General features: G+C 55.2%; 22 protein-coding genes and 1 tRNA gene. 12 read left to right on the top strand and 11 right to left on the bottom strand.

What is annotated here, in order from left to right:
• Window positions 1-10: 10 nt before the first annotated feature.
• Window positions 11-754, bottom strand: coding sequence for a M50 family metallopeptidase (locus HKD42_RS10070; RefSeq protein ID WP_170012984.1), 744 nt, complete (start codon window positions 752-754; stop codon window positions 11-13).
• A gap of 21 nt (window positions 755-775) precedes the next feature.
• On the bottom strand, window positions 776-3,304 hold the full coding sequence (gyrB, locus tag HKD42_RS10065) for a DNA topoisomerase (ATP-hydrolyzing) subunit B (protein WP_170012982.1): 2,529 nt from the start codon (window positions 3,302-3,304) through the stop codon (window positions 776-778).
• A 126-nt stretch (window positions 3,305-3,430) separates the two neighbouring features.
• Between gyrB and HKD42_RS10060 the strand changes: the two genes are divergently transcribed.
• The 6 genes from HKD42_RS10060 to HKD42_RS13455 all read left to right on the top strand — a co-directional run bounded on the left by HKD42_RS10060 (window position 3,431) and on the right by HKD42_RS13455 (window position 11,173).
• Window positions 3,431-4,813 (top strand): L-serine ammonia-lyase, encoded by a 1,383-nt coding sequence (locus HKD42_RS10060; RefSeq protein WP_170012980.1) that lies wholly within the window; start codon window positions 3,431-3,433, stop codon window positions 4,811-4,813.
• Between the two features lie 31 nt (window positions 4,814-4,844).
• Window positions 4,845-6,392, top strand: coding sequence for a class I adenylate-forming enzyme family protein (locus HKD42_RS10055; protein WP_170012978.1), 1,548 nt, complete (start codon window positions 4,845-4,847; stop codon window positions 6,390-6,392).
• Between the two features lie 935 nt (window positions 6,393-7,327).
• Entirely contained in the window at window positions 7,328-8,917 is a 1,590-nt protein-coding gene (guaA, locus tag HKD42_RS10050) for a glutamine-hydrolyzing GMP synthase (protein ID WP_170012976.1), read from the top strand.
• 94 nt (window positions 8,918-9,011) lie between these two features.
• The gene (locus HKD42_RS10045; protein ID WP_170012974.1) at window positions 9,012-9,623 is read left to right on the top strand and encodes a YceI family protein; all 612 of its coding nucleotides are present in this window, start codon (window positions 9,012-9,014) and stop codon (window positions 9,621-9,623) included.
• A 19-nt stretch (window positions 9,624-9,642) separates the two neighbouring features.
• The gene (locus tag HKD42_RS10040) at window positions 9,643-10,350 is read left to right on the top strand and encodes an endonuclease III domain-containing protein (protein ID WP_170012972.1); all 708 of its coding nucleotides are present in this window, start codon (window positions 9,643-9,645) and stop codon (window positions 10,348-10,350) included.
• The gene (locus HKD42_RS13455) at window positions 10,343-11,173 is read left to right on the top strand and encodes an EamA family transporter (RefSeq protein WP_211483577.1); all 831 of its coding nucleotides are present in this window, start codon (window positions 10,343-10,345) and stop codon (window positions 11,171-11,173) included. The genes HKD42_RS10040 and HKD42_RS13455 overlap by 8 nt, the downstream gene beginning before the upstream one ends.
• A gap of 117 nt (window positions 11,174-11,290) precedes the next feature.
• On the opposite strand, the gene HKD42_RS10030 is transcribed toward HKD42_RS13455, so the two are convergent.
• Window positions 11,291-11,935 (bottom strand): FkbM family methyltransferase, encoded by a 645-nt coding sequence (locus HKD42_RS10030; RefSeq protein WP_170012970.1) that lies wholly within the window; start codon window positions 11,933-11,935, stop codon window positions 11,291-11,293.
• A gap of 199 nt (window positions 11,936-12,134) precedes the next feature.
• Here HKD42_RS10030 and HKD42_RS10025 point away from each other — a divergent pair, with 199 nt between their 5' ends.
• Window positions 12,135-13,106, top strand: coding sequence for an NAD(P)H-dependent flavin oxidoreductase (locus tag HKD42_RS10025; protein ID WP_170012968.1), 972 nt, complete (start codon window positions 12,135-12,137; stop codon window positions 13,104-13,106).
• Between the two features lie 68 nt (window positions 13,107-13,174).
• Here the strand turns inward: HKD42_RS10025 and HKD42_RS10020 are convergent, their stop codons facing one another.
• Genes HKD42_RS10020 through HKD42_RS09995 form a run of 6 tightly spaced genes read right to left on the bottom strand, consistent with a single transcriptional unit; the run spans window position 13,175 to window position 16,464 of the window.
• Entirely contained in the window at window positions 13,175-13,585 is a 411-nt protein-coding gene (locus tag HKD42_RS10020) for a hypothetical protein (protein WP_246236958.1), read from the bottom strand.
• Between the two features lie 31 nt (window positions 13,586-13,616).
• Window positions 13,617-14,039 carry a hypothetical protein gene (locus HKD42_RS10015; RefSeq protein ID WP_170012966.1) on the bottom strand — a complete coding sequence of 141 codons (423 nt, stop codon included), beginning with the start codon at window positions 14,037-14,039 and terminating at the stop codon, window positions 13,617-13,619.
• A gap of 57 nt (window positions 14,040-14,096) precedes the next feature.
• Window positions 14,097-15,521, bottom strand: a complete 1,425-nt coding sequence (tldD, locus tag HKD42_RS10010) for a metalloprotease TldD (protein WP_170012964.1) — start codon at window positions 15,519-15,521, stop codon at window positions 14,097-14,099.
• Window positions 15,522-15,538: 17 nt separating this feature from the next.
• A complete protein-coding gene (locus tag HKD42_RS10005; RefSeq protein WP_170012962.1) occupies window positions 15,539-16,084 on the bottom strand; it encodes a hypothetical protein in 546 nt (181 codons plus the stop codon).
• On the bottom strand, window positions 16,059-16,271 hold the full coding sequence (locus tag HKD42_RS10000) for a zinc-finger domain-containing protein (protein ID WP_170012960.1): 213 nt from the start codon (window positions 16,269-16,271) through the stop codon (window positions 16,059-16,061). Before HKD42_RS10000 ends, HKD42_RS10005 begins: the two co-directional genes overlap by 26 nt.
• 55 nt (window positions 16,272-16,326) lie before the next feature.
• A complete protein-coding gene (locus HKD42_RS09995; RefSeq protein ID WP_170012959.1) occupies window positions 16,327-16,464 on the bottom strand; it encodes a hypothetical protein in 138 nt (45 codons plus the stop codon).
• Between the two features lie 101 nt (window positions 16,465-16,565).
• Here HKD42_RS09995 and HKD42_RS09990 point away from each other — a divergent pair, with 101 nt between their 5' ends.
• The 3 genes from HKD42_RS09990 to nadB are packed head-to-tail and all read left to right on the top strand — an operon-like array spanning window position 16,566 to window position 19,446.
• Complete coding sequence (locus HKD42_RS09990) at window positions 16,566-17,510, top strand: ABC transporter ATP-binding protein (protein WP_170012957.1); 945 nt, start codon at window positions 16,566-16,568, stop codon at window positions 17,508-17,510.
• A gap of 4 nt (window positions 17,511-17,514) precedes the next feature.
• Entirely contained in the window at window positions 17,515-17,814 is a 300-nt protein-coding gene (locus HKD42_RS09985; RefSeq protein WP_170012955.1) for a putative quinol monooxygenase, read from the top strand.
• A gap of 48 nt (window positions 17,815-17,862) precedes the next feature.
• Window positions 17,863-19,446, top strand: a complete 1,584-nt coding sequence (gene nadB, locus HKD42_RS09980; RefSeq protein WP_170012953.1) for an L-aspartate oxidase — start codon at window positions 17,863-17,865, stop codon at window positions 19,444-19,446.
• A 75-nt stretch (window positions 19,447-19,521) separates the two neighbouring features.
• Here nadB and HKD42_RS09975 read toward each other — a convergent pair.
• Window positions 19,522-19,596 (bottom strand) — tRNA-Gly (locus tag HKD42_RS09975).
• Window positions 19,597-19,841: 245 nt separating this feature from the next.
• On the opposite strand from HKD42_RS09975, the gene HKD42_RS09970 reads away from it, so the two are divergent.
• Entirely contained in the window at window positions 19,842-20,747 is a 906-nt protein-coding gene (locus HKD42_RS09970; protein ID WP_170014026.1) for a tetratricopeptide repeat protein, read from the top strand.
• A gap of 4 nt (window positions 20,748-20,751) precedes the next feature.
• Complete coding sequence (locus HKD42_RS09965) at window positions 20,752-21,363, top strand: LON peptidase substrate-binding domain-containing protein (RefSeq protein ID WP_170012951.1); 612 nt, start codon at window positions 20,752-20,754, stop codon at window positions 21,361-21,363.
• 50 nt (window positions 21,364-21,413) lie between these two features.
• Here the strand turns inward: HKD42_RS09965 and HKD42_RS09960 are convergent, their stop codons facing one another.
• Window positions 21,414-22,037: a MarC family protein gene (locus tag HKD42_RS09960; RefSeq protein ID WP_170012949.1), complete on the bottom strand. Its 624-nt coding sequence runs from the start codon at window positions 22,035-22,037 to the stop codon at window positions 21,414-21,416.
• Window positions 22,038-22,048: the final 11 nt, after the last annotated feature.

The raw sequence follows: 22,048 nt of genomic DNA, 5'->3' as shown, positions 1-22,048 counted from the left end.
CTCTCATCTCTTATCGCCGCCAGTCATTCAGATCGTCATCCTCTGCGAGTGCATATTTGAGGCTGGCGCCGACCATTAGGCCAGACAGGAGAATAATCGCCATCGCCCAAAACCAATAGGGCAGCAGCAATGCGTTGGCGATGGCGCCAGTGTCGGACAGCATGATTTGCCCGTCAATCACCGCGCTTTCCGAAAACAGATAATCCCAGTCGCGAAACATACTCATGGCGGCCAATATGCCAAGGAACTGCAGAGCGAACCGGACCAGCCAGTCCTTACCCTTCCATGCTGCCGCCGCCAGAGCCACTGCGATCATGGGCAAGACTATCACGCCGGTCGTGCTGCGTACCCATATAACGGTCGATAGGCCGATACAGACTGCAAGAACAATCAACGTGGGCCGCCAATATTGCTGCTTGCTGCTGGCGAGGATCAGGATCGATCCGATCATCGTTGGGCCAAGCGGCCCGCCTGCGCTGATAAATGCACTGGCGATGGGCGATTCTGGTCCTTCATGATAAGATTGTGCGACGCCGGATCCGTCGGGGTATATTTTGAGCAGCTCAAACTCATGCCCCATCAATATGGCTGTCAGTCCGTGGCCCATTTCATGGAACCACGTGGTCAATATTGTGAAGGGATAGATCAGGAAGTTACCCAGCGGCAATTGCGGTAAAAACACCACAATCACACCCGCCAGGATCAGGCGGCCAACTTGCTCTTCCTGAGAACCCGGGCGGACCGCCCAACTCATGATGCGGCTATATGCATCAGATCAAACGTCGAGGTTGGCAACGTTGAGAGCATTGTCCTGAATGAACTCCCGCCGTGGTTCGACCACATCGCCCATCAAACGTGTGAAAATCTCGTCGGTGACATCAGCGTCTTCGACTTTGACCTGCAACAGAGCGCGATTTTCCGGGTCAAGCGTGGTTTCCCACAATTGTTCGGCGTTCATCTCGCCCAACCCTTTGTAGCGCTGGCTGGATAGGCCTTTGCGGCCAGCTTTCAGTACGGCATCAAGCAGTTGTGTGGGCCGGGTGATCGCATCTGCATCGCTGACATCGAGCGTTTCTGTCTCGCCATCTTCGTCATCAGTCGCAGTGCCCTTAACCAAGCGCGCCGGAGCAGCATAGACATCGGCATTTTCGCTCGCCAAACGATGCAGTTTTCTTGCCTCTGCACTGTCAACAAAGGCAGCTTCAATCTCATGAGCATCCGTTACGCCGCGCCAGATGCGCTTCATCAGGATAGACCCGTCGCTGCGCATTTCCGAGGACCACTTCGCCTCGCTATCGCCCATCTGCAAACGTGCCGCCGCCGTCGATAAGGCAGCTTCTCTGCTGGCTTGATCTAGGCCCGGCTCAAACGATCCGGCCAGGGCCATTGCTTCGATCATGCCGGCGTCATATTTGTTCGGAACAAAGGCCATCAAATTGCGGATGCGCAGGGCATGTTCGACAAGCCCTTCCAATTCCGCACCGCCGCGTGCTCCGCCTTCGCTTTCGAGCAAACGCCCTTGCAACCCGCCGGCGACCAAATACCGATCCATCGCGGCTTGGTCTTTCAGATAGACCTCGCTGCGACCCTTCATCACTTTGAACAAAGGCGGCTGCGCGATGAACAAGTGCCCGTTTTTGATGATTTCGGGCATTTGACGATGGAAGAAAGTGAGCAGCAACGTCCGGATATGCGCTCCATCAACGTCAGCATCGGTCATAATGACGATCTTGTGATATCGTAGCTTCTCGATGTTAAATTCGTCACGAATGCCAGTACCCATCGCTTGGATAAGCGTGCCGACTTCTTTGGATGAGATGATCCGGTCAAAACGTGCGCGTTCGACATTCAGGATCTTACCTTTAAGCGGCAAAATGGCCTGATAGTGACGATCACGCCCTTGTTTTGCGGAGCCGCCGGCGGAGTCGCCCTCCACCAGGAACAGTTCGGATTTCGCGGGGTCACGTTCTTGGCAATCGGCCAGTTTACCGGGCAGGCTGGCAATATCCATCGCGCCTTTACGCCGGGTGAGTTCGCGCGCTTTCTTGGCTGCTTCGCGTGCGGCTGCGGCGTCGATGACTTTTTGAATGATGGTTTTCGCATGCGCCGGATTCTCCTCCAGCCATTCGGTCATTTTGTCGCTCATCAGGCTTTCGAGCGGTTGACGCACTTCGGAAGACACCAGCTTATCTTTCGTTTGGCTGGAGAATTTGGGGTCAGGCAATTTAACCGACACAATGGCGGTTAGGCCTTCACGCATATCTTCACCGGAGAGGGAGACTTTCTCCTTCTTGAGCATTCCTGAGGAAGCCGCATACCCGTTTAGAGTGCGGGTCAGCGCAGCCCGGAACGCCGCCAAATGGGTGCCGCCATCGCGCTGCGGGATGTTGTTGGTGAAGCACAGCACGTTCTCATAGTACGAATCGTTCCATTCCAGCGCGACATCAATCCCGATACCGTCGCGCTCTGCGGAAATCGCAATGGGATCCGGAATGAGCGCTTGCTTGTTGCGGTCAAGGAATGACACGAATGCACCAATGCCGCCTTCGTAATACAGATCGTGCTCAACCGGTTCCTCAGCGCGCTTGTCACGGATCAGGATACGGACGCCGGAATTGAGGAACGCCAGCTCGCGGTAGCGATGCTCCAGCTTGTCAAAGTCATAAACGGTGACGTTTTTAAACGTGTCTTCGCTGGCCATGAAGGTAACGCGAGTGCCCTTTTTCAAGCCATTATCATCGCCATTGCTGGCTACCGGTGGAGCGTCGCCTTTGATTTCCAATGAGTTGACTGCGTCGCCATGCTCGAAACGCATCCAGTGCTCTTTGCCGTCACGCCAAATAACCAGCTCAAGCCATTCGGACAGCGCATTCACCACCGAGACGCCAACGCCGTGAAGGCCGCCGGAAACCTTATAGGCGTTTTCGTCATTGGTGTTGTCGAACTTACCGCCAGCGTGAAGCTGGGTCATGATAACCTCGGCAGCCGAAACCCCTTCTTCGCTGTGCATACCCACGGGGATTCCGCGGCCATTATCTTCAACGGATACGGATCCATCCGGATTGAGCTCTATCAGAACGAGGTCGCAGTGCCCCGCCAGCGCTTCATCAATCGCGTTGTCTGATACCTCGAACACCATGTGGTGCAGGCCGCTGCCATCGTCTGTGTCGCCGATATACATACCGGGGCGCTTACGGACCGCATCCAGCCCTTTGAGAACTTTGATCGAATCGGCCCCATATTCGCCTTGCTGGACGACTTTTTCGGGTGCGGATGGCGGCGTATTTTCAGGTGTTTCGCTCATGCTGATTATATAGGCGCGACAAGGCGATATCCAAAGCGGAATGGCGGTTCTTACCCACAGTTACCGCCGTAATGGTTTCAAATGTAACCGGTTGACGAAAAGTCCTTTGCGGCGCATTCCTTCGGGATGCTGTCTGTACTCGACATTTTCCGGATCGGCATTGGTCCCTCAAGTTCGCATACGGTGGGGCCCATGCGTATTTCCGCGATGTTTATCCGCGCGCTTAAACGGTCGGGTAAACTGGGCCGCGTTGCTCGGATCCATATTGAGTTGCAGGGTTCGCTTGCCTTGACCGGAATAGGTCACGGGACGCCGCGGGCGGCCATTTTGGGGCTGGCGGGGCACAAGCCAGAAACCTTCAATCCGGCGAAAGGTGATGCCCAGTTCGAGCGTCTGGAGCGTGACCATCTGCTCGCGCTGGCAGGGAGACACGACATCTCGTTTGACCAGCACGAAGATGTCGATCTTGCCGGGCACATTGTACCAGACATCCATCCCAACGGAATGCGGCTGCGCGCGTTTGACGAGCGCGGTGTTATCCTCTCTGATCGCACATATTATTCAACCGGTGGGGGCTTTGTCGCAACAGAGCGGCAGCTTAAGAAAGCGCCAAAGAATGATCGGATCGAAGTGGGCCGGCAAGTGCCGTATCGCTTTGGCTCAGCAAGTGATTTACTAGAGCTGTGTGACACGCATTCGCTGTCGATCGACGACGTGATTCTTCAGAACGAAGACGCCATGCGACCCCGCGAAAAGACCGAAGCCGGGCTCGATGCCATCGCCAAAGCGATGGATGATTCTATCGCGCGCGGTTTGGAAAAAACTGGGATCTTGCCCGGCGGACTGAATGTGCGGCGCCGCGCTCCGGAATTATGGGCCAAACTGTCAGCTGCGCCGCAATCGAATGAACGGGAGCAGCTGTTTGATTGGCTCAATTGTTTCGCCATGGCTGTGAACGAGGAAAATGCCGCTGGTGGTAAAGTCGTCACTGCACCGACCAATGGTGCTGCTGGTATTTTGCCAGCTGTGATGCGTTTTTATTGCCTCGATTCGGAAGAGAAAGCGTGCCGTTCCGCTCGTCGGAAATTTTTGCTTACTGCCGGAGCAATCGGGCTGCTGTATAAGCAGCGGGCATCTATTTCAGGGGCAGAAATGGGATGTCAGGGCGAGGTCGGGGTGGCATGTTCGATGGCGGCCGGTGGGTTGGCAGCGTTTTGGGGCGGATCCCCGACACAAATTGCCAGCGCAGCAGAAATCGGCATGGAGCATAATCTTGGTCTAACCTGCGATCCGGTGGGCGGTCTTGTGCAAGTGCCATGTATTGAACGCAATGCGATCGGCGCAGTGAAAGCGGTGAACGCTGCCCGATTGGCTCTCCACCGCGATGAAGTCACCTTGGTATCGCTCGACCAAGTGATCGAAACGATGCGCCAAACAGGGCTTGATATGTCGACCAAGTATAAAGAGACGAGCCAGGGCGGCTTAGCGGTGAATGTAATCGAGTGTTGATCAGTTCGGCGGTCCGTCTACGGTTCGCTGCATGACTCAAGACGACATTATCGCGAAGCTCGAACAACCCTACGGCACATATCGAGAAATTATTCATGATTGGGCGGCGGTTCGCGGTTACAAGCCCGCCCTGCGTGATGATGCAGTGACATTAAACTGGCAGGAAGTCGCCGACCAGGTTGAGCGGATTGCAGCGCGGCTTCAGCAAACCGGATTGCAGCGCGGGCAGTCAGTGGCGATCTTGGGCACTTCGACCACTCAATATGCTTTGGTGTTTCTTGCGGCGATTGTGGCGGGGGGAGTCGCTGCGCCGCTTACAACCAGTGCCAGCCCGGATCAGCTGGCGGGGATGGCCAAAGATTCGGGCGCAAAGCATCTGTTTATTGACCGCGCAAAATTGACCGAATTGGGTGATAGTTTCCTGCCTGAGATGGACCGGATTATTCTGGATGAAGAGCTGGCAGGCTGGATGGCGCCTGAAGGCACTGTTTCGATACCCCACCATCCTATCGGTGAAGAGCCGTTCAACATCATTTATTCGAGCGGAACGACCGGTGTTCCCAAGGGTATCGTGCATTCGCATGCGATGCGTTGGTTTCAATTTGCGGCGACAGCTGCACGCGCTTACTCGCCTGATTCCAAGGCACTTGCGTCCACACCGCTCTATTCCAACACCACAATGGTCTGTTTCTTATCGTCTGTATTGGCCGGTGCGTGCACCACAATCATGGGCAAATTTGACACCAAGAAGTGGCTCGAGATTGCCCAGCGTGACGGCACGACCCATACGATGCTGGTCCCGGTTCAATATCGTCGCTTGATGCAGGAGCCAGATTTTGATCAGTTTGATCTGTCTACCCTGGCCTTGAAATACTGCACTTCGGCGCCGTTTCCGGCGGACCTCAAAGCTGAAGTGTTGAAGCGGATGCCGGGTGCATTGATAGAGATTTATGGCATGACTGAAGGCGGGGTGACCTGTTTGCTCTATGCGCATGAATATCCGGACAAGCTACACACGGTTGGCCAACCGGCACCCGGCCATGCATTAAAAGTGCTCGATGATGAGGATCAGGAAGTGCCCGCCGGAACGCCGGGTAATCTGGTTGGTATTTCGCCTGCCATGATGGTTGGCTACAAAAACCGAGAGAAGGCCACCAGCGAAGCGCAGTGGATCAATCCAAGTGATGGCAGCGTGTGGATGCGGATGGGTGATATTGGCCGGATCGATGCAGATGGTTTTGTCGAATTGGTTGGCCGTGCCAAGGACATGATTATCTCAGGTGGGTTCAATATCTATCCGGTGGATCTCGAAAGCGAGCTTTTGAAAGAAGACGGAGTTGTCGAAGCGGCAGTCATTGGCGTGCCGAGTGAGAAATGGGGTGAGACACCGGTTGGCTTTGTCACTCTGGCCGGCGATGCCTCTGCCGAGACAGTTTTGGCAGCGGTCAACGGGCGTTTGGGCAAAACCCAGCGGTTGGCGATGCTGCATGCAATTGATGAAATGCCGCGTAGCCATATTGGAAAATTGCTAAAGACGGAATTGCGTGAAGAAGCCGCCCGCCGCGGGCTACCTGGCTGACCGGCATTAAGTGTCGGAAATTCTGACAAATAGCGGATCAGCGAAATCGCGTTAACCACTAGGATGCCTGAAAAACCGGGGCTTGCCGAAACTGGCATCTAATCTGCATTAACTTCAGTCATACGCATGGTTTCTACAGCCAAACGCCTGATCGAGCGTAAAATGATCGTCTTCTAGAGGGCTGGTTCGGCTTAGGCTGCACCGGCCCTTTCCTATTGGAAAGGTGGCAGGCGGTAAACGACAGCTGGGCTGGCAGAGAGCCTGCGGCACCAATGTGTGATTGAGCGAGTGGCGATTGGGGGAGACGCGGCTGATGCAATATCAGGGGTATCTGGCATTCAGCCGCGTCTCCGATCGCTATCATTCCTAGAGCGGGCAGCCAAATTGGGGGAGGGCTGCCGCTGTGCTGCACTCGCAGGCAGCGGAATGAATAGCCGGGTTAATCCGCGCATCAAATGCTGCTTCATAATCCCGATAGTCCCGGCAGAAGTTGGGAGAGGAGGATGTTTCCGCCGGTATGCTTTCCAGATAATGTTGCAAACGATCGCACGCAAATGAGAAAATTCTCATATATGTTCAGTTTTTTGCAACCTTAGATGAAATAGAGAAGCGGACTTACGCAATTGCAGGGCTGAGCAGCAATCCGCTGATCGAAGCAGCAAAGACAAAAGCTACAGCTCTTTCAGATAGGATACGCATAGAAAATTCCTTTCAAGTTGTTGGTCGCAGGCGTGATGTGCTGCGATATCTGGATGGCATTTCGCCAGCTTTGTATCATTGGTTACACTCGTTGAAATTTTATTACGGTTCAGGGAAATTTGATGTCGCCTAAAGGAGGGATCGCTCTGCACCCCGATGCCGCGATCCTTCATCGTCGTTGACGGGGGCATTCGCACGCTTGCCAGCATGCAGATCGCTCCGTAACGCCTTGGCGCATGAACTCAGATCATCTCCCCGATTCCATCCTTATTGTCGATTTTGGCAGCCAAGTTACCCAACTGATTGCCCGCCGCGTGCGCGAAGCCGGTGTCTATTCAGAGATCGCGCCCTTCACGATGGCGGAGGAAGCCTTCCACCGGATGAAGCCCAAAGGGATCATTTTGTCAGGGTCGCCAGCAGGTGTACCCGATGAAGGATCCCCGCGTGCGCCCGATATACTGTTCAATGCTGGCGTCCCGATTCTTGGCATTTGTTACGGCCAACAAGTGATGAGCCATCAATTGGGCGGCGAAGTCCGGCGCGGCCATGAAGTGGGGGATGGCAGTGGAAACCGGGGCGGGGAATTTGGCAGAGCCTTTCTGACCGTTACCAAAGAATGCGCCCTGTTTGATGGCCTGTGGGACGTCGGTGATCGTCATCAAGTCTGGATGAGCCACGGCGATAAAGTGACTCAGTTCGCGCCTGGATTTGAAATCGTGGCGACCAGTGATGGCGCGCCATTTGCGGTAATCGCCGATGAAGCCCGGAAGTTTTACGGCACACAATTCCATCCGGAAGTGGTGCACACCCCGGATGGGGCGAAGCTGCTGGCTAATTTTGTCCGTCATGTTTGCGGGCTGAAAGGCGATTGGACGATGGCTGCCTATCGCGACACCAAAATTGCTGAAATTCGCGCGCAGGTTGGCGACAAGAAAGTCATTTGCGGGCTTTCTGGCGGTGTCGACAGCTCTGTGGCTGCCATCCTTATCCACGAAGCAATCGGCGACCAGCTGACGTGCGTTTTTGTTGATCATGGATTGCTCCGCCAGAACGAGCGCGAACAAGTCGAAACGATGTTCCGTGATCACTATAATATCCCGCTGGTGGTGGTTGACGCGGAACAGCGTTTCATGGCGGGCCTTGCAGGGCAAACTGATCCTGAGAAGAAACGAAAGTTTATCGGCGGCGAATTCATCAACGTGTTTGAGGAAGAAGCAGCCAAAGTGGGTGGTGCAGACTTTCTGGCTCAAGGAACGCTCTATCCCGATGTGATCGAAAGCGTATCTTTCACCGGCGGACCTAGTGTGACCATCAAGAGCCACCACAACGTAGGTGGTTTGCCCGAACGCATGAATATGCAGCTGGTTGAGCCGCTGCGCGAACTGTTCAAGGATGAAGTCCGTGATTTGGGCCGAGAGCTTGGTCTGCCAGATATGTTTGTTGGCCGTCACCCATTCCCGGGGCCAGGTCTAGCCATCCGGATTCCAGGTGAAGTGACCAAAGAGCGCTGCGATATCCTTCGTAAAGCCGATGCGATCTATCTCGAAGAAATCCGCAATGCCGGTTTGTATGATGCGATCTGGCAAGCTTTCGCGGTATTGTTACCGGTCAAGACCGTCGGCGTTATGGGCGACGCGCGCACTTACGATAATGTGTGCGGATTACGCGCAGTGACCAGTACCGATGGAATGACGGCTGATGTCTATCCCTTCGATGCCAGCTTCCTGACCAATTGCGCGACGCGGATTGTGAATGAGGTTCAGGGCATTAATCGCGTTGTATATGACTATACCAGCAAGCCGCCTGGCACGATCGAGTGGGAGTAACCCAGCGCGTTTGACGGCTGCGTTTTGCAACCTTTGTCGACATCGCGCGTTCTGATAAGTCTCGGGCCATCATTCAAACTCAAGGGACCTCCTCATGATCACCATTATCCGCAATGCCGCCCCTGCCGCCATCCTGTTTCTGGCCGCGTGTTCATCTGGTCCTGCAGAGCCGCCTGCACTTACTGGGGATGCTTGGACCGTCGATGATACGGCTTCAAAACTCTCTTACGTATCCATCAAGCAAGATCAGTTTGCGGAAACGAATTCGTTCGAAAGGGTCAGCGGGACACTTTCTGCTGATGGCGCGGCAAACATCGCGATAGATCTCGCTTCGGTGAGTACAGGTGTTGATATCCGCAATGAACGGATGCGTGATGTGTTCTTCGTCGTGGCCGATAACCCGACTGCTAATATTACCGCGCAAATTGACCCATCATTATTTGCTAAGCTGGGCGTGGGGGAGAGTGCATCGACGGTTCTGGATGGCACGCTGTCGCTAAATGGCATTGGAGCACCGTTTCAGGCGAACGTTACGGTGACGCGGGCCGGGCCGGACCGTGTCCTTGCAGTGTCAGACAAGCCCGTGATCGTCGAAGCCAGTCAGTTTGAGCTTGCTGAGAGGCTGACCCAACTGCAAGAACTTGCTGGGCTTTCGTCCATCACACCCACCGTTCCAGTCACGTTTTCCTTGGTGTTTAAGCGCTGACACTGCATCGCATAGCGCCATGCAATTACCTCTCGGTGCTGACCCACGCAGTGAACAGTTGCTGCGCATACACGCGGCACTGATCGCTGCGTTTGGCCGCATTCAAAGCCCTGATAATAAACGCCGTGACCCCGTTTGGACGCTGGTGCAGGGCGTCATCGGTGCCCGCACCAAGACATCAGTCTCGAACGCGGCCACTGACGCGTTGTTATCCCGGTTCGGTTCTTGGGAAGGCGTTTCACAAGCACCTCTAGCGGCCGTCACTGAGGTGCTTGGAAATCAGACTTTTCCCGAACAATCAGCGCAGCGGCTGCAAGCATGTCTGAAACAGATAGTGGCCGAGCGTGGTGCTGTCGATCTAAGACATTTGTCCAACCTCGATACCGCAGACATGATGGATTGGCTCGAAACCCTACCGGGTGTCGCGCGCAAAATCAGTGCGGGGATTGCGAATACCAGTATGTTTGAACGGCGAGTATTGGTGCTGGACACGCATCATCGCCGTGTCATGCAGCGAATGGGGCTAGTGCCTGCCAAGGCGGACACCACGCGTGCCTATGAAGCGTTGATGCCCGTACTGCCTGCAGAATGGACGGCCAAAGACATAGATGAGCACCATTTGCTAGTGAAACGGGTCGGGCAGACAATCTGCCGACCATCTGTGACGTATTGCAACCGGTGTGCGCTTCGTTCTGAGTGCCAAACAGGAGCGCTAGGTGGTGCGTGAAAAGGGTCGTTTGAGTTTTGCAATGATTGTGGGTTTGGCGGGCCTTGCTGTGCTTGCCTTTGCCGGGAATTCTCTTTTGGCACGGGCCGCGCTGGCTGATGGTGCTACTGAAGCGGGTGTGTTTTCCGCAATCCGGCTAACTGCTGGCGCGTTAGTGTTGCTGCCATTTCTGCGGGGAAGACCGACCACTTCGGACATTCCCGGTGCCGCCGCATTGCTAGTGTATGTCGCGGGGTTTTCCTTTGCATATCTCACTCTTCCGGCCGCGACAGGTGCACTAATTTTGTTCGGCTGTGTGCAGGCGAGTGTGATGACGATTGGTATTGTTCAAGGAGACCGACCAAGCTTCGCTAGTTGGGCCGGTTTGGCCATCGCATTGTCCGGTCTCGGTTGGCTCTTTCTGCCGGGCAGCGAGGGCGCCGCGATAGGTCCTGCGGCGATGATGGCGGTCGCGGGGCTAGCCTGGGGCCTTTACACGATCATCGGACGGCGCGGCACCGATCCCACGCGCAATACGGCAGCCAGTTTTCTGCTCGCGGCGCCACTTGCATTGCCGCTCATTCTTTTGGATCAGAGCTTGCCGTCACTTAGCGGGGTAATTCTTGCGGTTGTGTCTGGCGCGCTCACATCTGGGCTGGGTTATGTGATTTGGTATCGGGTTACGCCTCATCTCTCATTGGCTACGACCGCTACAGTACAGCTCGCGACACCCATCATTGCGGCACTGGGCGGAGCGGCCTTGCTGGCGGAGCCGTTGACGGTCGATATTGCTGTGGCGGGTGGTCTTATTGTTGGTGGGATCGTATTGACTATCCGGAAATAGGAAAAGCACCCGTGATCGGCTCACTCAGTCCGTCGCGTTCTTATACAGTCACAAAGGGTAACGGCGCCGTTATTTTTATGCGCAATGCCCGGGACGAAAACTATGGGCTATGCGGTTCTAACGGCATTGATCGGGACGCTTTCCGTCTGGTCTGAACAGAATATCTGCAAAGAGTGGCTCGTCATTTCGGGACCGTACCGAACGCATCAATTCAGCGGCGGAGAAACCGTGGTCAGCCAACCAGACGAACAGTTCTTTAGAGCTATAACTACCATTGAATCGATGGCCGATGGATACCTCGCACAGGATGAATTCGCAGCGATCCAGCAAGCCTTCCGATCCGATGAGAACGTCCAACTCGTGTCCTTCCGTATCGATCTTCAAGCCTATTCTTCCGTATTCGGGGCTCCCCGCAATCTCGTCTAGCCGGTTGATTGGGACGTCTTGTCGCTCGATTGGGTTTGCTGATCGGGTAAGAGTAGTGCGTTGATAGAGTGAGGAGCGCGACGCCCGTCCAAGATCAACATGCAATATTGCTGACCCCTTGGTTGCGCCCGCTGCTGCTGTATGAATCAGCACATTTCGGCCCTGGAGCTCTTCAACCAACTGGGTTGGGACTGGCAAAGGATCGACAAGAACGAGCCGCGCCTCTGGAAACTGCGCGTATAGCCACTGCGTACCATCCGCGACGCCCACATCAATCAGCGTATCAATCTGCAAATCAGCCGGCAGCGTTAACGCGTCTTTCTGCGACTTAGCCATACGCCCCCTTAAAACCAATCGATTGAGTGTCGCTTTATATATGCAATCGGTACTGCATAGCGAAGAAGTTCACTAATTATATGAAGCTGACGTTACGGCATCGCGCAATCGGAATACGCTCAGCTGATTGAATCTTGCAATGCGCTACAAACTGGTCAACTCATTAGAAAATTTTGCAATGTTTTGAGGGAGAGAAACTATGAAAACCGCGATCACCGAAATGTTTGGTATCGAGCATCCGATCATCCAAGGCGGCATGCACTATGTCGGTTTTGCTGAGATGGCTGCTGCCGTTTCCAATGCGGGTGGTCTGGGTATCATCACCGCGCTGACCCAAAAAACTCCTGCTGATCTGGCCAATGAAATCGCCCGCTGCAAGGACATGACGGACAAGCCGATTGGGGTGAACGTCACATTCCTGCCAACAGTCAATGCGCCGGACTATCCCGCAATTATCAAGACTATCATCGAAGGCGGGGTTACGGTGGTGGAGACTGCCGGAAACAACCCGGTGGCGGTGTTGCCGCACCTAAAGGATGCAGGGATCAAGGTGATCCACAAATGCACCGCAGTACGCCATGCTCTGAAAGCACAGAACATTGGCTGTGACGCTGTATCGGTCGACGGTTTTGAGTGCGGCGGTCACCCTGGCGAAGATGATATCCCGAACTTCATCTTGTTGCCGCGCGCGGCTGACGAACTGGAAATCCCGTTCGTTTCCTCAGGCGGGATGGCTGATGGCCGGTCGCTGATGGCATCTATCGCCCTGGGCGCAGCGGGTATGAATATGGGGACGCGCTTTATCGCCACTAAAGAAGCGCCTGTGCACGAGAATGTTAAAGCAGCGATTGTTGCTGCGAGCGAGCTAGACACACGTCTGGTCATGCGTCCATTGCGCAATACAGAGCGCGTGATGACGAATGATGCGGTTGAGGAATTGCTCAAGATCGAGAAAGAAAAGGGCGATGATCTGAAGTTTGAGGATGTTATCGAACAGGTCGCAGGCGTGTATCCGCGCATTATGATGGACGGTGAGATGGACGCAGGCGCATGGAGCTGCGGCATGGTTGCAGGCTTGATCAACGACATTCCGACCTGCCAAGAACTGATGGACCGGATCATGGGTGAAGCAGAAGATATCCGCCAGCGGATGAACGCGATCTCGGCGTAAGTTGCTCATTGAAAAGGGCTCGGGCGCCTTTGCGTTCCCGAGCCCTTTTTCCAGACGGCAATGTTGGTTTAGCCGTCCTTCTTGACTTTCTTATATGGCACGAACTCGCTGAGGAAGATATTGCCGGTATAAAATCCAGTAAATGGGTCAATTGTCGTTACAATGTCGGTCTTGCATAAACGGTTGCCAAATGGCCGGGTAACTAACGTGTCATGCTTATCGATATTTTGAGGATCACGCGGAACGTTCACGTATAGCGTGCTGCCCCGTTTGTAGACGAGTGCGGTCCCGTCGATCACGGTCAGGTTTGATGTTGGAAACAGCCGCACACAGCTTGTGGGCTCGCCAGCTTCCCGGCCCTCGAGCATCTTGGCCAGCTTGATTTCGCCCTTGGTGGGTTCTGCAACTTCAGCCGTTACGGGTCCCGCCATCACAGCTGCCGCGATGACCGGTGCTACGAATAATGCAACTTTTCTCATTACGCCTTCTCCTGAATGTCAGCTGCCAACCTCAGCTTTCTTCTTTGGTGTACGGAACAAACTCCCCCAAGAGTATAATGGGTCCCGGAAATGATCCATTGGCTAATCGATTTCGCATTTCGACTTGGTCCCTCTCGCACAAGGCGGTCCCGAACTTCCTGAAAACAGGCAAGTCGAATTCATCCAAAAACTGCGGAGTATTTGTCCGGTTAACATAGACAGTGCGACCGCTGCGAAACACCATCGCGGTATCATCAATAATCCTGACTCCGCGGTGCTGTGATTCGCGTAAACAGCGTACAGGTTCACCGGCGACACGGCCTTCTAGCAGTTCGGCCAGTTCGGCTTCGCCGGGCGATATCTCTTGCTCTGCTTGGTCTTCGGCGATGGCAGGAGAGACTGCCATGGCGCTCATAGCGCCCATAACAACCCAGTTTCGGATCAGCTTTTTCATGATTCGTATCATCGCAGACCTTCCTGAACGCTGGATGAGCGCGATTTGGATGGCGAACTACGCAGTGCCGCCAACTGTGAGCTCGCCAACAAGCAAGGTCGGCTGACCTACGCCTGCCGGTACGCTTTGACCGCCCTTGCCGCAGATGCCGATGCCCTCGTCCAGGGCCATATCGTTACCAATCGCCTCGACTTTCGTGAGGACGCTCGGGCCGTCACCAATCAGGGTGGCCCCTTTGATTGGGGCGCCCAACTTGCCGTTTTCTACCAAATAGGCTTCGGTGCAGGAAAAGGTGAATCGGCCTGATACGATATCGACTTGCCCACCGCCAAAGCTCTTTGCAAAAATGCCTGACTTCATGCCTTTCAGTATCTCTTCGGGATCATCATTGCCTGCGCGCATGAATGTATTGGTCATGCGCGGCATGGGGGCGTGCTGATACGATTCGCGCCGACCGTTGCCCGTGGGTTTCACCCCCATCAAACGGGCGTTAAGCCGGTCCTGCATGTATCCTTTTAAGATACCATCTTCTATCAGCACTGTCTCTTCAGTCGGAGTGCCTTCGTCATCGAGCGATAGCGAACCGCGCCGATTGGCCAGAGTCCCGTCGTCCACCACGGTCACTCCCGGAGCGGCAACGCGCTCCCCTATGCGGCCCGAAAACGCGCTGGTCCCCTTGCGGTTAAAGTCGCCTTCTAACCCATGCCCGACAGCCTCATGCAGCAGTACGCCTGGCCAGCCGGGGCCAAGTAAAACTGGCATTTCGCCCGCAGGCGCATCGACGCTGTCCAAATTCACCATTGCCTGTCGGACAGCTTCATCGACCGCGTGGGACCATTCGCTTTCTTCAAAAAGCTTGTCATACAGATAGCGTCCGCCAAACCCGTATGAACCGCGCTCCCGTCGGCCGTTTGCCTCGGCGACAATGCTGACATTGAGACGCACCAGCGGCCGGATATCAGTCGCTCTAAATCCGTCAGCGCGGACAATTTCTACCACGCTCCAACTGGCTGCTAGGGATGCGGTAACCTGAGCAACCTTTGGATCGCGCGCACGGGCTGCGGCATCAATGCTTTCCAGCAAAGCCACTTTCTTGGCAAAGGGCACTGCATCAAGCGGGCTTGCATCAGTGTAAAGCCGCCGATTGCTGCGCCCTGGCGGCGCGCTCATTACCTGTTTTGCAGGATCGAGCAATTGGAGCGTTTCGCCTGCCCGGCGGATCGCAGCCGCACTGATATCATTGGCGTGAGCAAAGCCGGTCATTTCGCCCGATACGCCGCGCAAACCAAACCCGCCATCGCGGGAATAGTCCGCCGTTTTCAATCGTCCATCGTCAAACGTGAACGCCTCGCTGGCGGAATGCTGCAAATACAGCTCCCCATCATCACATTGGGAAAGCGTTTCAGCGGTTAGCGCAAGCGCGTCATCCGGGGTCAATTGGTCGTCGCGATAAAGCAAGGAACGGGGATCTGCTGTGGTCATCCCTGCAATATAGTCGCTTATCGGCTAAAAGTCAGGTGAACCTTGAAATGCGATGGGCTGTTGTCGCGGGTATATTGAAATAGCTGGAGAGAAACATCGACATCTTCACTTTCCGTCGTTTCAATGGTCGCACCATAGTCATGCTCGATAATCAAACGATCCACGGCGGATTCGCGCACGGTGTCGACCAGCAGAACAGGCATACAGCGCGCCATTTCAAGGCGCAGCTCTTCGATTTTCTCTCTTGAAGCGGCTTCGCCCGTATCGAAATCCCAACTGCAGCCAATCTCGAAATAGGTGCGCGGTAAGCTCAGTTCGCAATCACTCGCACCCGCGATGAGATCGGCTTTTCCGCGATGGCGAAGCTCCAGCAGTCCGGCACGGTCAAATCCGACCGACAGGTGTCTGAGCTTGGAATTATCGGGCGCAAGCAACGCATCAATTGATGCGCAATCATTGCGGGCATAGGCTGTAGTTGGGAGTGCAAGAGCCAGTGCAATTGCGGCGGCGCGCATTATGGCTTGGCGCGCAGCCACCTTAGCTGGTGGTATCAGCTGGGCCACCGATCAAGACAAACCGCCGGTCACAATAGCCGCAATCGACAAAACCGCTTTCGTCGATTTCCAGATAGACCTTGGGATGCCCTAGCGCTGCAGGGCGGTACCCTGCGCCGCCGCGAATATCGGTTGCCCCGTCACAGCTGACGCGGCGTGTGTCGACGGTGATGATGTCAGTTGCGGTGTTGCTCATAGGTTCTGCCGATAATTGGCATTGGCCCAAGGTGCAAGCTTGTGCGTGATATGTCTCAGAGAAATTCGGGTGCTGTGACACCAATGGCAGCCAATGCAACGTCGTGCGGCATGGGCGCATGAAGCGGCCGACTGCGTTGTGTGGGGCGTGCTTTGCCAAACTGCGCTGCGAATTTATTGATCAAACGGGTCATGATCATTGCCCCTAGTGGTGAGCTCCTAAAGTATAGTTAATGCGACGCTAACCATGATCGGGTCTTTACGAATACGCGGCGAGGGCCTTAGGGACGCGGGTATGAGCAATCCTCCTGCAATCCAGATCCGTGATGTCGTCAAACGCTATGCCGGTGTGAAGGGCGAAGAAGGTAAACTCGCACTGAAGGGGGTCAGTTTCGACGTGCCGGAAGGCGGCATTTTCGGTCTGCTTGGCCCGAACGGCGCTGGCAAATCGACATTGATCAATGTGCTTGCGGGTTTGGTGACCAAAACCAGCGGTAGCGCAGAGATTTGGGGCTTCGATATTGATGAACAGCGCCGCAATGCAAAACGCGCTATCGGTATCGTTCCGCAGGAAATTGTCTTCGATCCATTTTTTACACCGTATGAGGTGTTGGAAAATCAGGCTGGTTTTTACGGGATAGCCAAGAGCTTGCGCCGGTCAGAAAAATTGCTCGAGGCGGTTCATCTTGCGGATAAGCGTGACGCCTATGCGCGGACATTGTCAGGCGGAATGAAGCGCCGTTTGCTGATTGCCAAGGCGATGGTGCACACGCCGCCAATTCTGGTGCTTGATGAACCGACGGCTGGTGTCGATGTGGAGCTGCGCCGTTTGCTGTGGGAACTGGTCCAACAGCTGAATGATGATGGCGTGACGGTTGTCCTCACCACACACTACTTGGAAGAAGCCGAGCAATTATGTGACCGGATTGCGATTATCAATCATGGCGAATTGATTGCGAATAAGCCGACTCGCGAAATGGTCGATATGGCGCGTGAGAAAATCGTTGCCGTTACCGTCGGCAGCGATCTGTCCGCGGCGCCGGCACACGAAGCGTTTGTGAAATCAGAACTGTCTGGCGAACGCGGCGTGGAAGTAACGTATAACAAAGACAAGCTGACTGCCGGGCAAGTACTCGCGATTTTGCAAGAACAAGGTCTTATCGTTGAAGATGTGACCACGCGCGAAGCCGATCTGGAAGATGTGTTTGTCTCGCTCACCAGTCAGGCCGCAGGGGAATAATCCGATGCTGCTCATCATCGGTACGGTTCGTATGCCCGCAGAAATGCTTCACGAGGCGCGTTACGCCATGCAGGAAATGATCGAGGCCAGTCAGGCGGAAGATGGCTGTATCACCTATTCCTACTCTGAAGACGTTATTGAGCCGGGCCTTGTCCATGTCACAGAAATGTGGCGCGACCGAGAGGCACTGGAAGCACATTTTGAAACCGAACATCTGGCGGAATGGCGCGCCAATTGGGACCGGTTCGGCATTCACGACCGCGATTTACAGCTGTTTGAAGCGGATAACGCGGAACGGATTTAAGCAGCTCCGGCTTGCCCCGATAGCGGCACTCGCCCATGAGGGCGGCCTATGACTACACAATATGACGTTTTGATCATTGGTTCCGGTGCGGCCGGCCTTACTGCGGCGTTGGCGTTGGCCGAGCACAAGAAAGTGCTCGTTTTGGCCAAGGGCGGGCTTGATGGCGGTTCCACTGCTTGGGCGCAGGGCGGCATTGCGGCTGTGCTGGATGCGGGCGATACGTTTGACCATCACATCCACGACACAATGCGTGCAGGCGCAGGTTTAAACCGGCAGGACACTGTCGAGTTTGTGATTGAACGCGCACCCCGGTCAATTGAGCGGTTGGTGGAACTGGGTGTGCCGTTCAATCAGGATTCGGGGGATTTGCACCTCACGCGAGAGGGCGGCCATTCGCATCGGCGGATCGTCCATGTCGATGATGCAACTGGCTGGGCGGTGCAGGAAGCTTTGCTGAACGCTGCCAATGCGAATCCGAATATCACCATGCTGGCGGGCCGCGCTTGTGTTGACCTCATCACTGGCCGCAACGGACAGGCATATTCTGGGTCCGGCCGTGTGTGGGGTGCCTATGCGCTTAACCAAACAACGGGTGAGGTGGAATCATACACTGCGCGCGCAACCATCCTGGCGGCCGGCGGCGCTGGCCGGGTGTATCAATTCAGCACGGCTCCGCGCGGTGCCACGGGCGATGGGATCGCAATGGCATGGCGTGCGGGTGCGCGTGTGTCGAATATGGAAATGATGCAATTCCACCCGACATGCTTGTATAATCTGGAGGTCAAAAACTTTTTGATCACGGAGGCAGTTCGCGGTGAAGGCGGGCATTTGCTGCACCCTGAAACGGGCCACCGTTTTATGGCGGATTATGATCCGGAGCGGATGGAGCTTGCCCCGCGTGATGTGGTGGCCCGTGCGATCGATGACCAGATCAAACGCTATGGGCTCGACTATGTACATCTGGATATCAGCCATCAGCCCGCCGATTTTGTGAAGGGCCATTTCCCGACTATTTATGACAAGCTGATGGGTCTCGGCATTGATATGACCAAGGGACCGATCCCGGTTGTCCCGGCGCAGCATTATACCTGTGGCGGGGTGCTGGTTGGGCTGGATGCACGAACTGACTTGCCTGGCCTATGGGCTGCGGGCGAAGTGACCGAAAGCGGCCTCCACGGTGCCAACCGTCTCGCTTCCAACAGTTTGCTGGAATGCTTCGTATTTGGCGAAGCCGCCGCGCGTGACATTTTGGGCCGGTGGGATGAATTGCTGGAGCCGCCCAAGATCAAAGAGTGGGATGAAAGCCGCGTCACTGATTCCGATGAAGAAGTGGTCGTCAAACAGAACTGGACTGAAATCCGCCGGTTCATGTGGAATTATGTCGGCATTGTCCGGACGACTAAGCGGTTGGAGCGAGCCCGCAACCGCATCGAAATGATGAACAAGGAAGTCGACGATTATTACGGCAGCTTCCGCGTCACCACCGATTTGATTGAACTGCGCAACCTGTTGCAATCGGCCGAACTGATTGTGAAATCTGCACTGGCACGGCACGAAAGCCGGGGTTTGCATTATACGCTCGACTACCCCGAGACGGCGGATCAGGCGCGGGATACGATTTTGGTACCGTAGTGCGGGGCAGAAAACCGCGCACCGCTTGGCCCGGTGGTATCCGACCGAGCATAATCTAATAGTGTTGAGAAGTCATGGAGCGGGCGAGGCGATTCGAACGCCCGACCCCAACCTTGGCAAGGTTGTGCTCTACCCCTGAGCTACGCCCGCTCACTTAGACGTTTCCAATTATCCGGTATTGCCGGGTAACCAGCACCGAGAAAGTGAATCACTTAGTCCCGGTGGGGAAGCGGCCAACTAGCAGCGGTTGTCGAACCCCGCAAGGCCAAAATTGCGCTTTTGAAACGCTCTGGTAACACTCCCTGTTTCGCCCTTCACTTATTCGCTAGACGCCCCACATAGAGGCTGAACGTTTTGGGCAGTTTAACACCGTAAAGGATAGAGCATTGGCAAGCATGGGGCTGAATATCGAGGAACAGAAGGCGGTTGAGCGGTTCAAGACCAATGTGGTCGAGCCATCCATGCACAAATTGGTGATTCTGGACTTTTGGGCAGAATGGTGCGGCCCGTGCAAGGCGCTGGCGCCGATGCTCGAAAAAGTGGCCGCCGAATATGCCGATAAGGGTGTCATTCTCGTCAAAGTGAATGTTGATGAGGACAAATTTATTGCCGGGCAGTTTCAAGTTCAGTCGATTCCAACAGTCTATGCCATGTTCCAAGGACAGCCGGTTGCAGACCTGACGCCGGCACGGACCGAATCGCAGATGAAACAGATGCTGGATGACCTGCTGGCAAAACTGCCACTGTCATCCGAAGGAGCAGCGGCTCCGGAACAGGATGTCGGCCAATTTATTGAAATGGCCGAGCAGGTACTGGCCGAAGGTGATGCAGAACGAGCCGCAGGCGTGTTTATGCAGGTTGTGCAAATGGCGCCAGAAAATGTTCCTGCGCATTCCGGTTTGATTCGCGCCTTGGTAGTTGGCGGCCGCACCGAAGAAGCGCAAAGTATCGTAGATGCGCTGACCGACGAAATGAAGGCAGATGCCTCTATCCAGCAAGCCTTAAGCGCGCTGGAACTGGCGGGTACGGCTGTGGATGACGGTGAATTGCAAGGTTTGCGTGATCAATACGCCAGCAATGCGGGCGATATGGATGCCGGTTTGGCGTTGGCAGACGCTGCATATGCGGCTGGCCACCGCGATGAAGCGGCGGATATTCTCCTCGGCATGGTAGAGGCGGACCGCGCATGGAATGAAGGTGCTGCCCGCACAAAATTGCTCCAGATTTTCGAGGCTGTCGGTTTAGAAGACGAATGGGTCGTGGGCACGCGCCGCCGCCTGTCGAAGATTCTGTTCAGCTGACGTGATGGCAAAAAGGCTATCCATCTTCCCGCTTACTGGCGCTCTGCTGTTTCCCGGATTGCAGATGCCGTTGCATATTTTTGAACCGCGTTATCGTGCTTTGGTATCCGATGCGTTGGCCCGTGACCGGCGGATTGCGATGATCCAACCACAAAAACCGGTAGAGGGCGCGCCCTTGTTTCAGATCGGCTGTGTCGGGCGCATCGGTGATGTCGAGGCGCTGGAAGACGGGCGTTATAATGTGGTGCTTGAAGGCGAGAGCCGCTTCCGGGTCATCCGCGAGCTAGAAGTCACCACGCAATTCCGGCAAATCGAAGCGGAATTGTTGGAACAGCCTGAAGACGAATTTCTCAGCTCTATCGAGCGAGCCAGCTTTGAACGCGAAGCGAAACGGTTTGCCGATGCGCAGGGTTACAGTGTGGATTGGGATTCCGTTACGCGGCTGGACGATGTTTCGCTGATCGACGGCGTATCCCAAATCGCACCGTTTGATCCAGCCGCTAAGCAAGCGTTGCTGGAGGCGAACACGCTCAATGAACGCTGCGAATTACTGGTCCAATTGATGCAGTTTTTCGCGCGCCGTGACGGCGATGACGACCGCGTAACACTGCAATAGGCTGCTGCCGATCCCATCATTTGTGGATCCTGGCAAAGGAACAGAGCGGCTCAAGACATAAAGCTGCCGCGCAACCCGTCGATTACATATTGGGCGGCCAGCGCGGCCAACAAGACACCCAGTAGCCGGGTGATGACGGCTTCAACCCGCGCACCAAACAGGCGCATCAGCGGGCCAGCCGCAACCAAGGCAAGCATCGTAAGAACCAGTACAAAGCCAAGCGCACCCAGAACAACCAATGTCTCTTCTGTGGTGGTGGCCTCATTCATCAATAGCATGATAGCGGCGATCGCCCCGGGTCCAGCCAGCATCGGCATTGCCATTGGAAATACCGAAACGTCTTCAATCTCCGGGTTGGCGCTGACCTTGTGGGCGCGTTCCTCGCGGCGCTGTGTCCGCTTCTCAAACACCATTTCAAACGCAATCCAGAACAGCATCAATCCGCCCGCGATCCGGAAAGAGTCCAGTTCGATATGCAATGCGCCGAGCAATTGTTCGCCAAACAGTGCGAAAATTAGCAGGATCACGGCGGCGATTACGCTGGCGCGGATCGCCATTGTGCGGGCTTGCGCTGCGCTCGCCCCTTTGGTCAGTCCGGCATAGATCGGGGCACAGCCCGGCGGATCAATAACGACAAACAGAGTAATGAAGGCGGATATGAACAGTTCGGTCATGGGGCAGGGAG

Origin of the sequence: Pontixanthobacter rizhaonensis (assembly GCF_012972675.1) — a bacterium.
GTDB classification, from domain to species: Bacteria; Pseudomonadota; Alphaproteobacteria; order Sphingomonadales; family Sphingomonadaceae; genus Pontixanthobacter; species Pontixanthobacter rizhaonensis.
Note: the sequence above shows the minus strand (reverse complement) of the source record. Positions and strands in the feature narration are given on the sequence as shown.

Coding starts and splice junctions, on each gene's coding strand:
- tldD (WP_170012964.1), bottom strand. CDS start 15,521: ATGACCACAGCAGATCCCCGTTCCTTGCTTTATCGCGACGACCAATTG.
- HKD42_RS10040 (WP_170012972.1), top strand. CDS start 9,643: ATGCAATTACCTCTCGGTGCTGACCCACGCAGTGAACAGTTGCTGCGC.
- HKD42_RS10015 (WP_170012966.1), bottom strand. CDS start 14,039: ATGAAAAAGCTGATCCGAAACTGGGTTGTTATGGGCGCTATGAGCGCC.
- HKD42_RS10020 (WP_246236958.1), bottom strand. CDS start 13,585: ATGAGAAAAGTTGCATTATTCGTAGCACCGGTCATCGCGGCAGCTGTG.
- HKD42_RS10045 (WP_170012974.1), top strand. CDS start 9,012: ATGATCACCATTATCCGCAATGCCGCCCCTGCCGCCATCCTGTTTCTG.
- HKD42_RS09960 (WP_170012949.1), bottom strand. CDS start 22,037: ATGACCGAACTGTTCATATCCGCCTTCATTACTCTGTTTGTCGTTATT.
- HKD42_RS09965 (WP_170012951.1), top strand. CDS start 20,752: ATGGCAAAAAGGCTATCCATCTTCCCGCTTACTGGCGCTCTGCTGTTT.
- HKD42_RS09985 (WP_170012955.1), top strand. CDS start 17,515: ATGCTGCTCATCATCGGTACGGTTCGTATGCCCGCAGAAATGCTTCAC.
- nadB (WP_170012953.1), top strand. CDS start 17,863: ATGACTACACAATATGACGTTTTGATCATTGGTTCCGGTGCGGCCGGC.
- HKD42_RS09990 (WP_170012957.1), top strand. CDS start 16,566: ATGAGCAATCCTCCTGCAATCCAGATCCGTGATGTCGTCAAACGCTAT.
- HKD42_RS10060 (WP_170012980.1), top strand. CDS start 3,431: ATGCTGTCTGTACTCGACATTTTCCGGATCGGCATTGGTCCCTCAAGT.
- HKD42_RS10070 (WP_170012984.1), bottom strand. CDS start 754: ATGAGTTGGGCGGTCCGCCCGGGTTCTCAGGAAGAGCAAGTTGGCCGC.
- HKD42_RS09995 (WP_170012959.1), bottom strand. CDS start 16,464: ATGACCCGTTTGATCAATAAATTCGCAGCGCAGTTTGGCAAAGCACGC.
- HKD42_RS10055 (WP_170012978.1), top strand. CDS start 4,845: ATGACTCAAGACGACATTATCGCGAAGCTCGAACAACCCTACGGCACA.
- HKD42_RS10025 (WP_170012968.1), top strand. CDS start 12,135: ATGAAAACCGCGATCACCGAAATGTTTGGTATCGAGCATCCGATCATC.
- guaA (WP_170012976.1), top strand. CDS start 7,328: ATGAACTCAGATCATCTCCCCGATTCCATCCTTATTGTCGATTTTGGC.
- HKD42_RS09970 (WP_170014026.1), top strand. CDS start 19,842: ATGGGGCTGAATATCGAGGAACAGAAGGCGGTTGAGCGGTTCAAGACC.
- HKD42_RS10030 (WP_170012970.1), bottom strand. CDS start 11,935: ATGGCTAAGTCGCAGAAAGACGCGTTAACGCTGCCGGCTGATTTGCAG.
- gyrB (WP_170012982.1), bottom strand. CDS start 3,304: ATGAGCGAAACACCTGAAAATACGCCGCCATCCGCACCCGAAAAAGTC.
- HKD42_RS10000 (WP_170012960.1), bottom strand. CDS start 16,271: ATGAGCAACACCGCAACTGACATCATCACCGTCGACACACGCCGCGTC.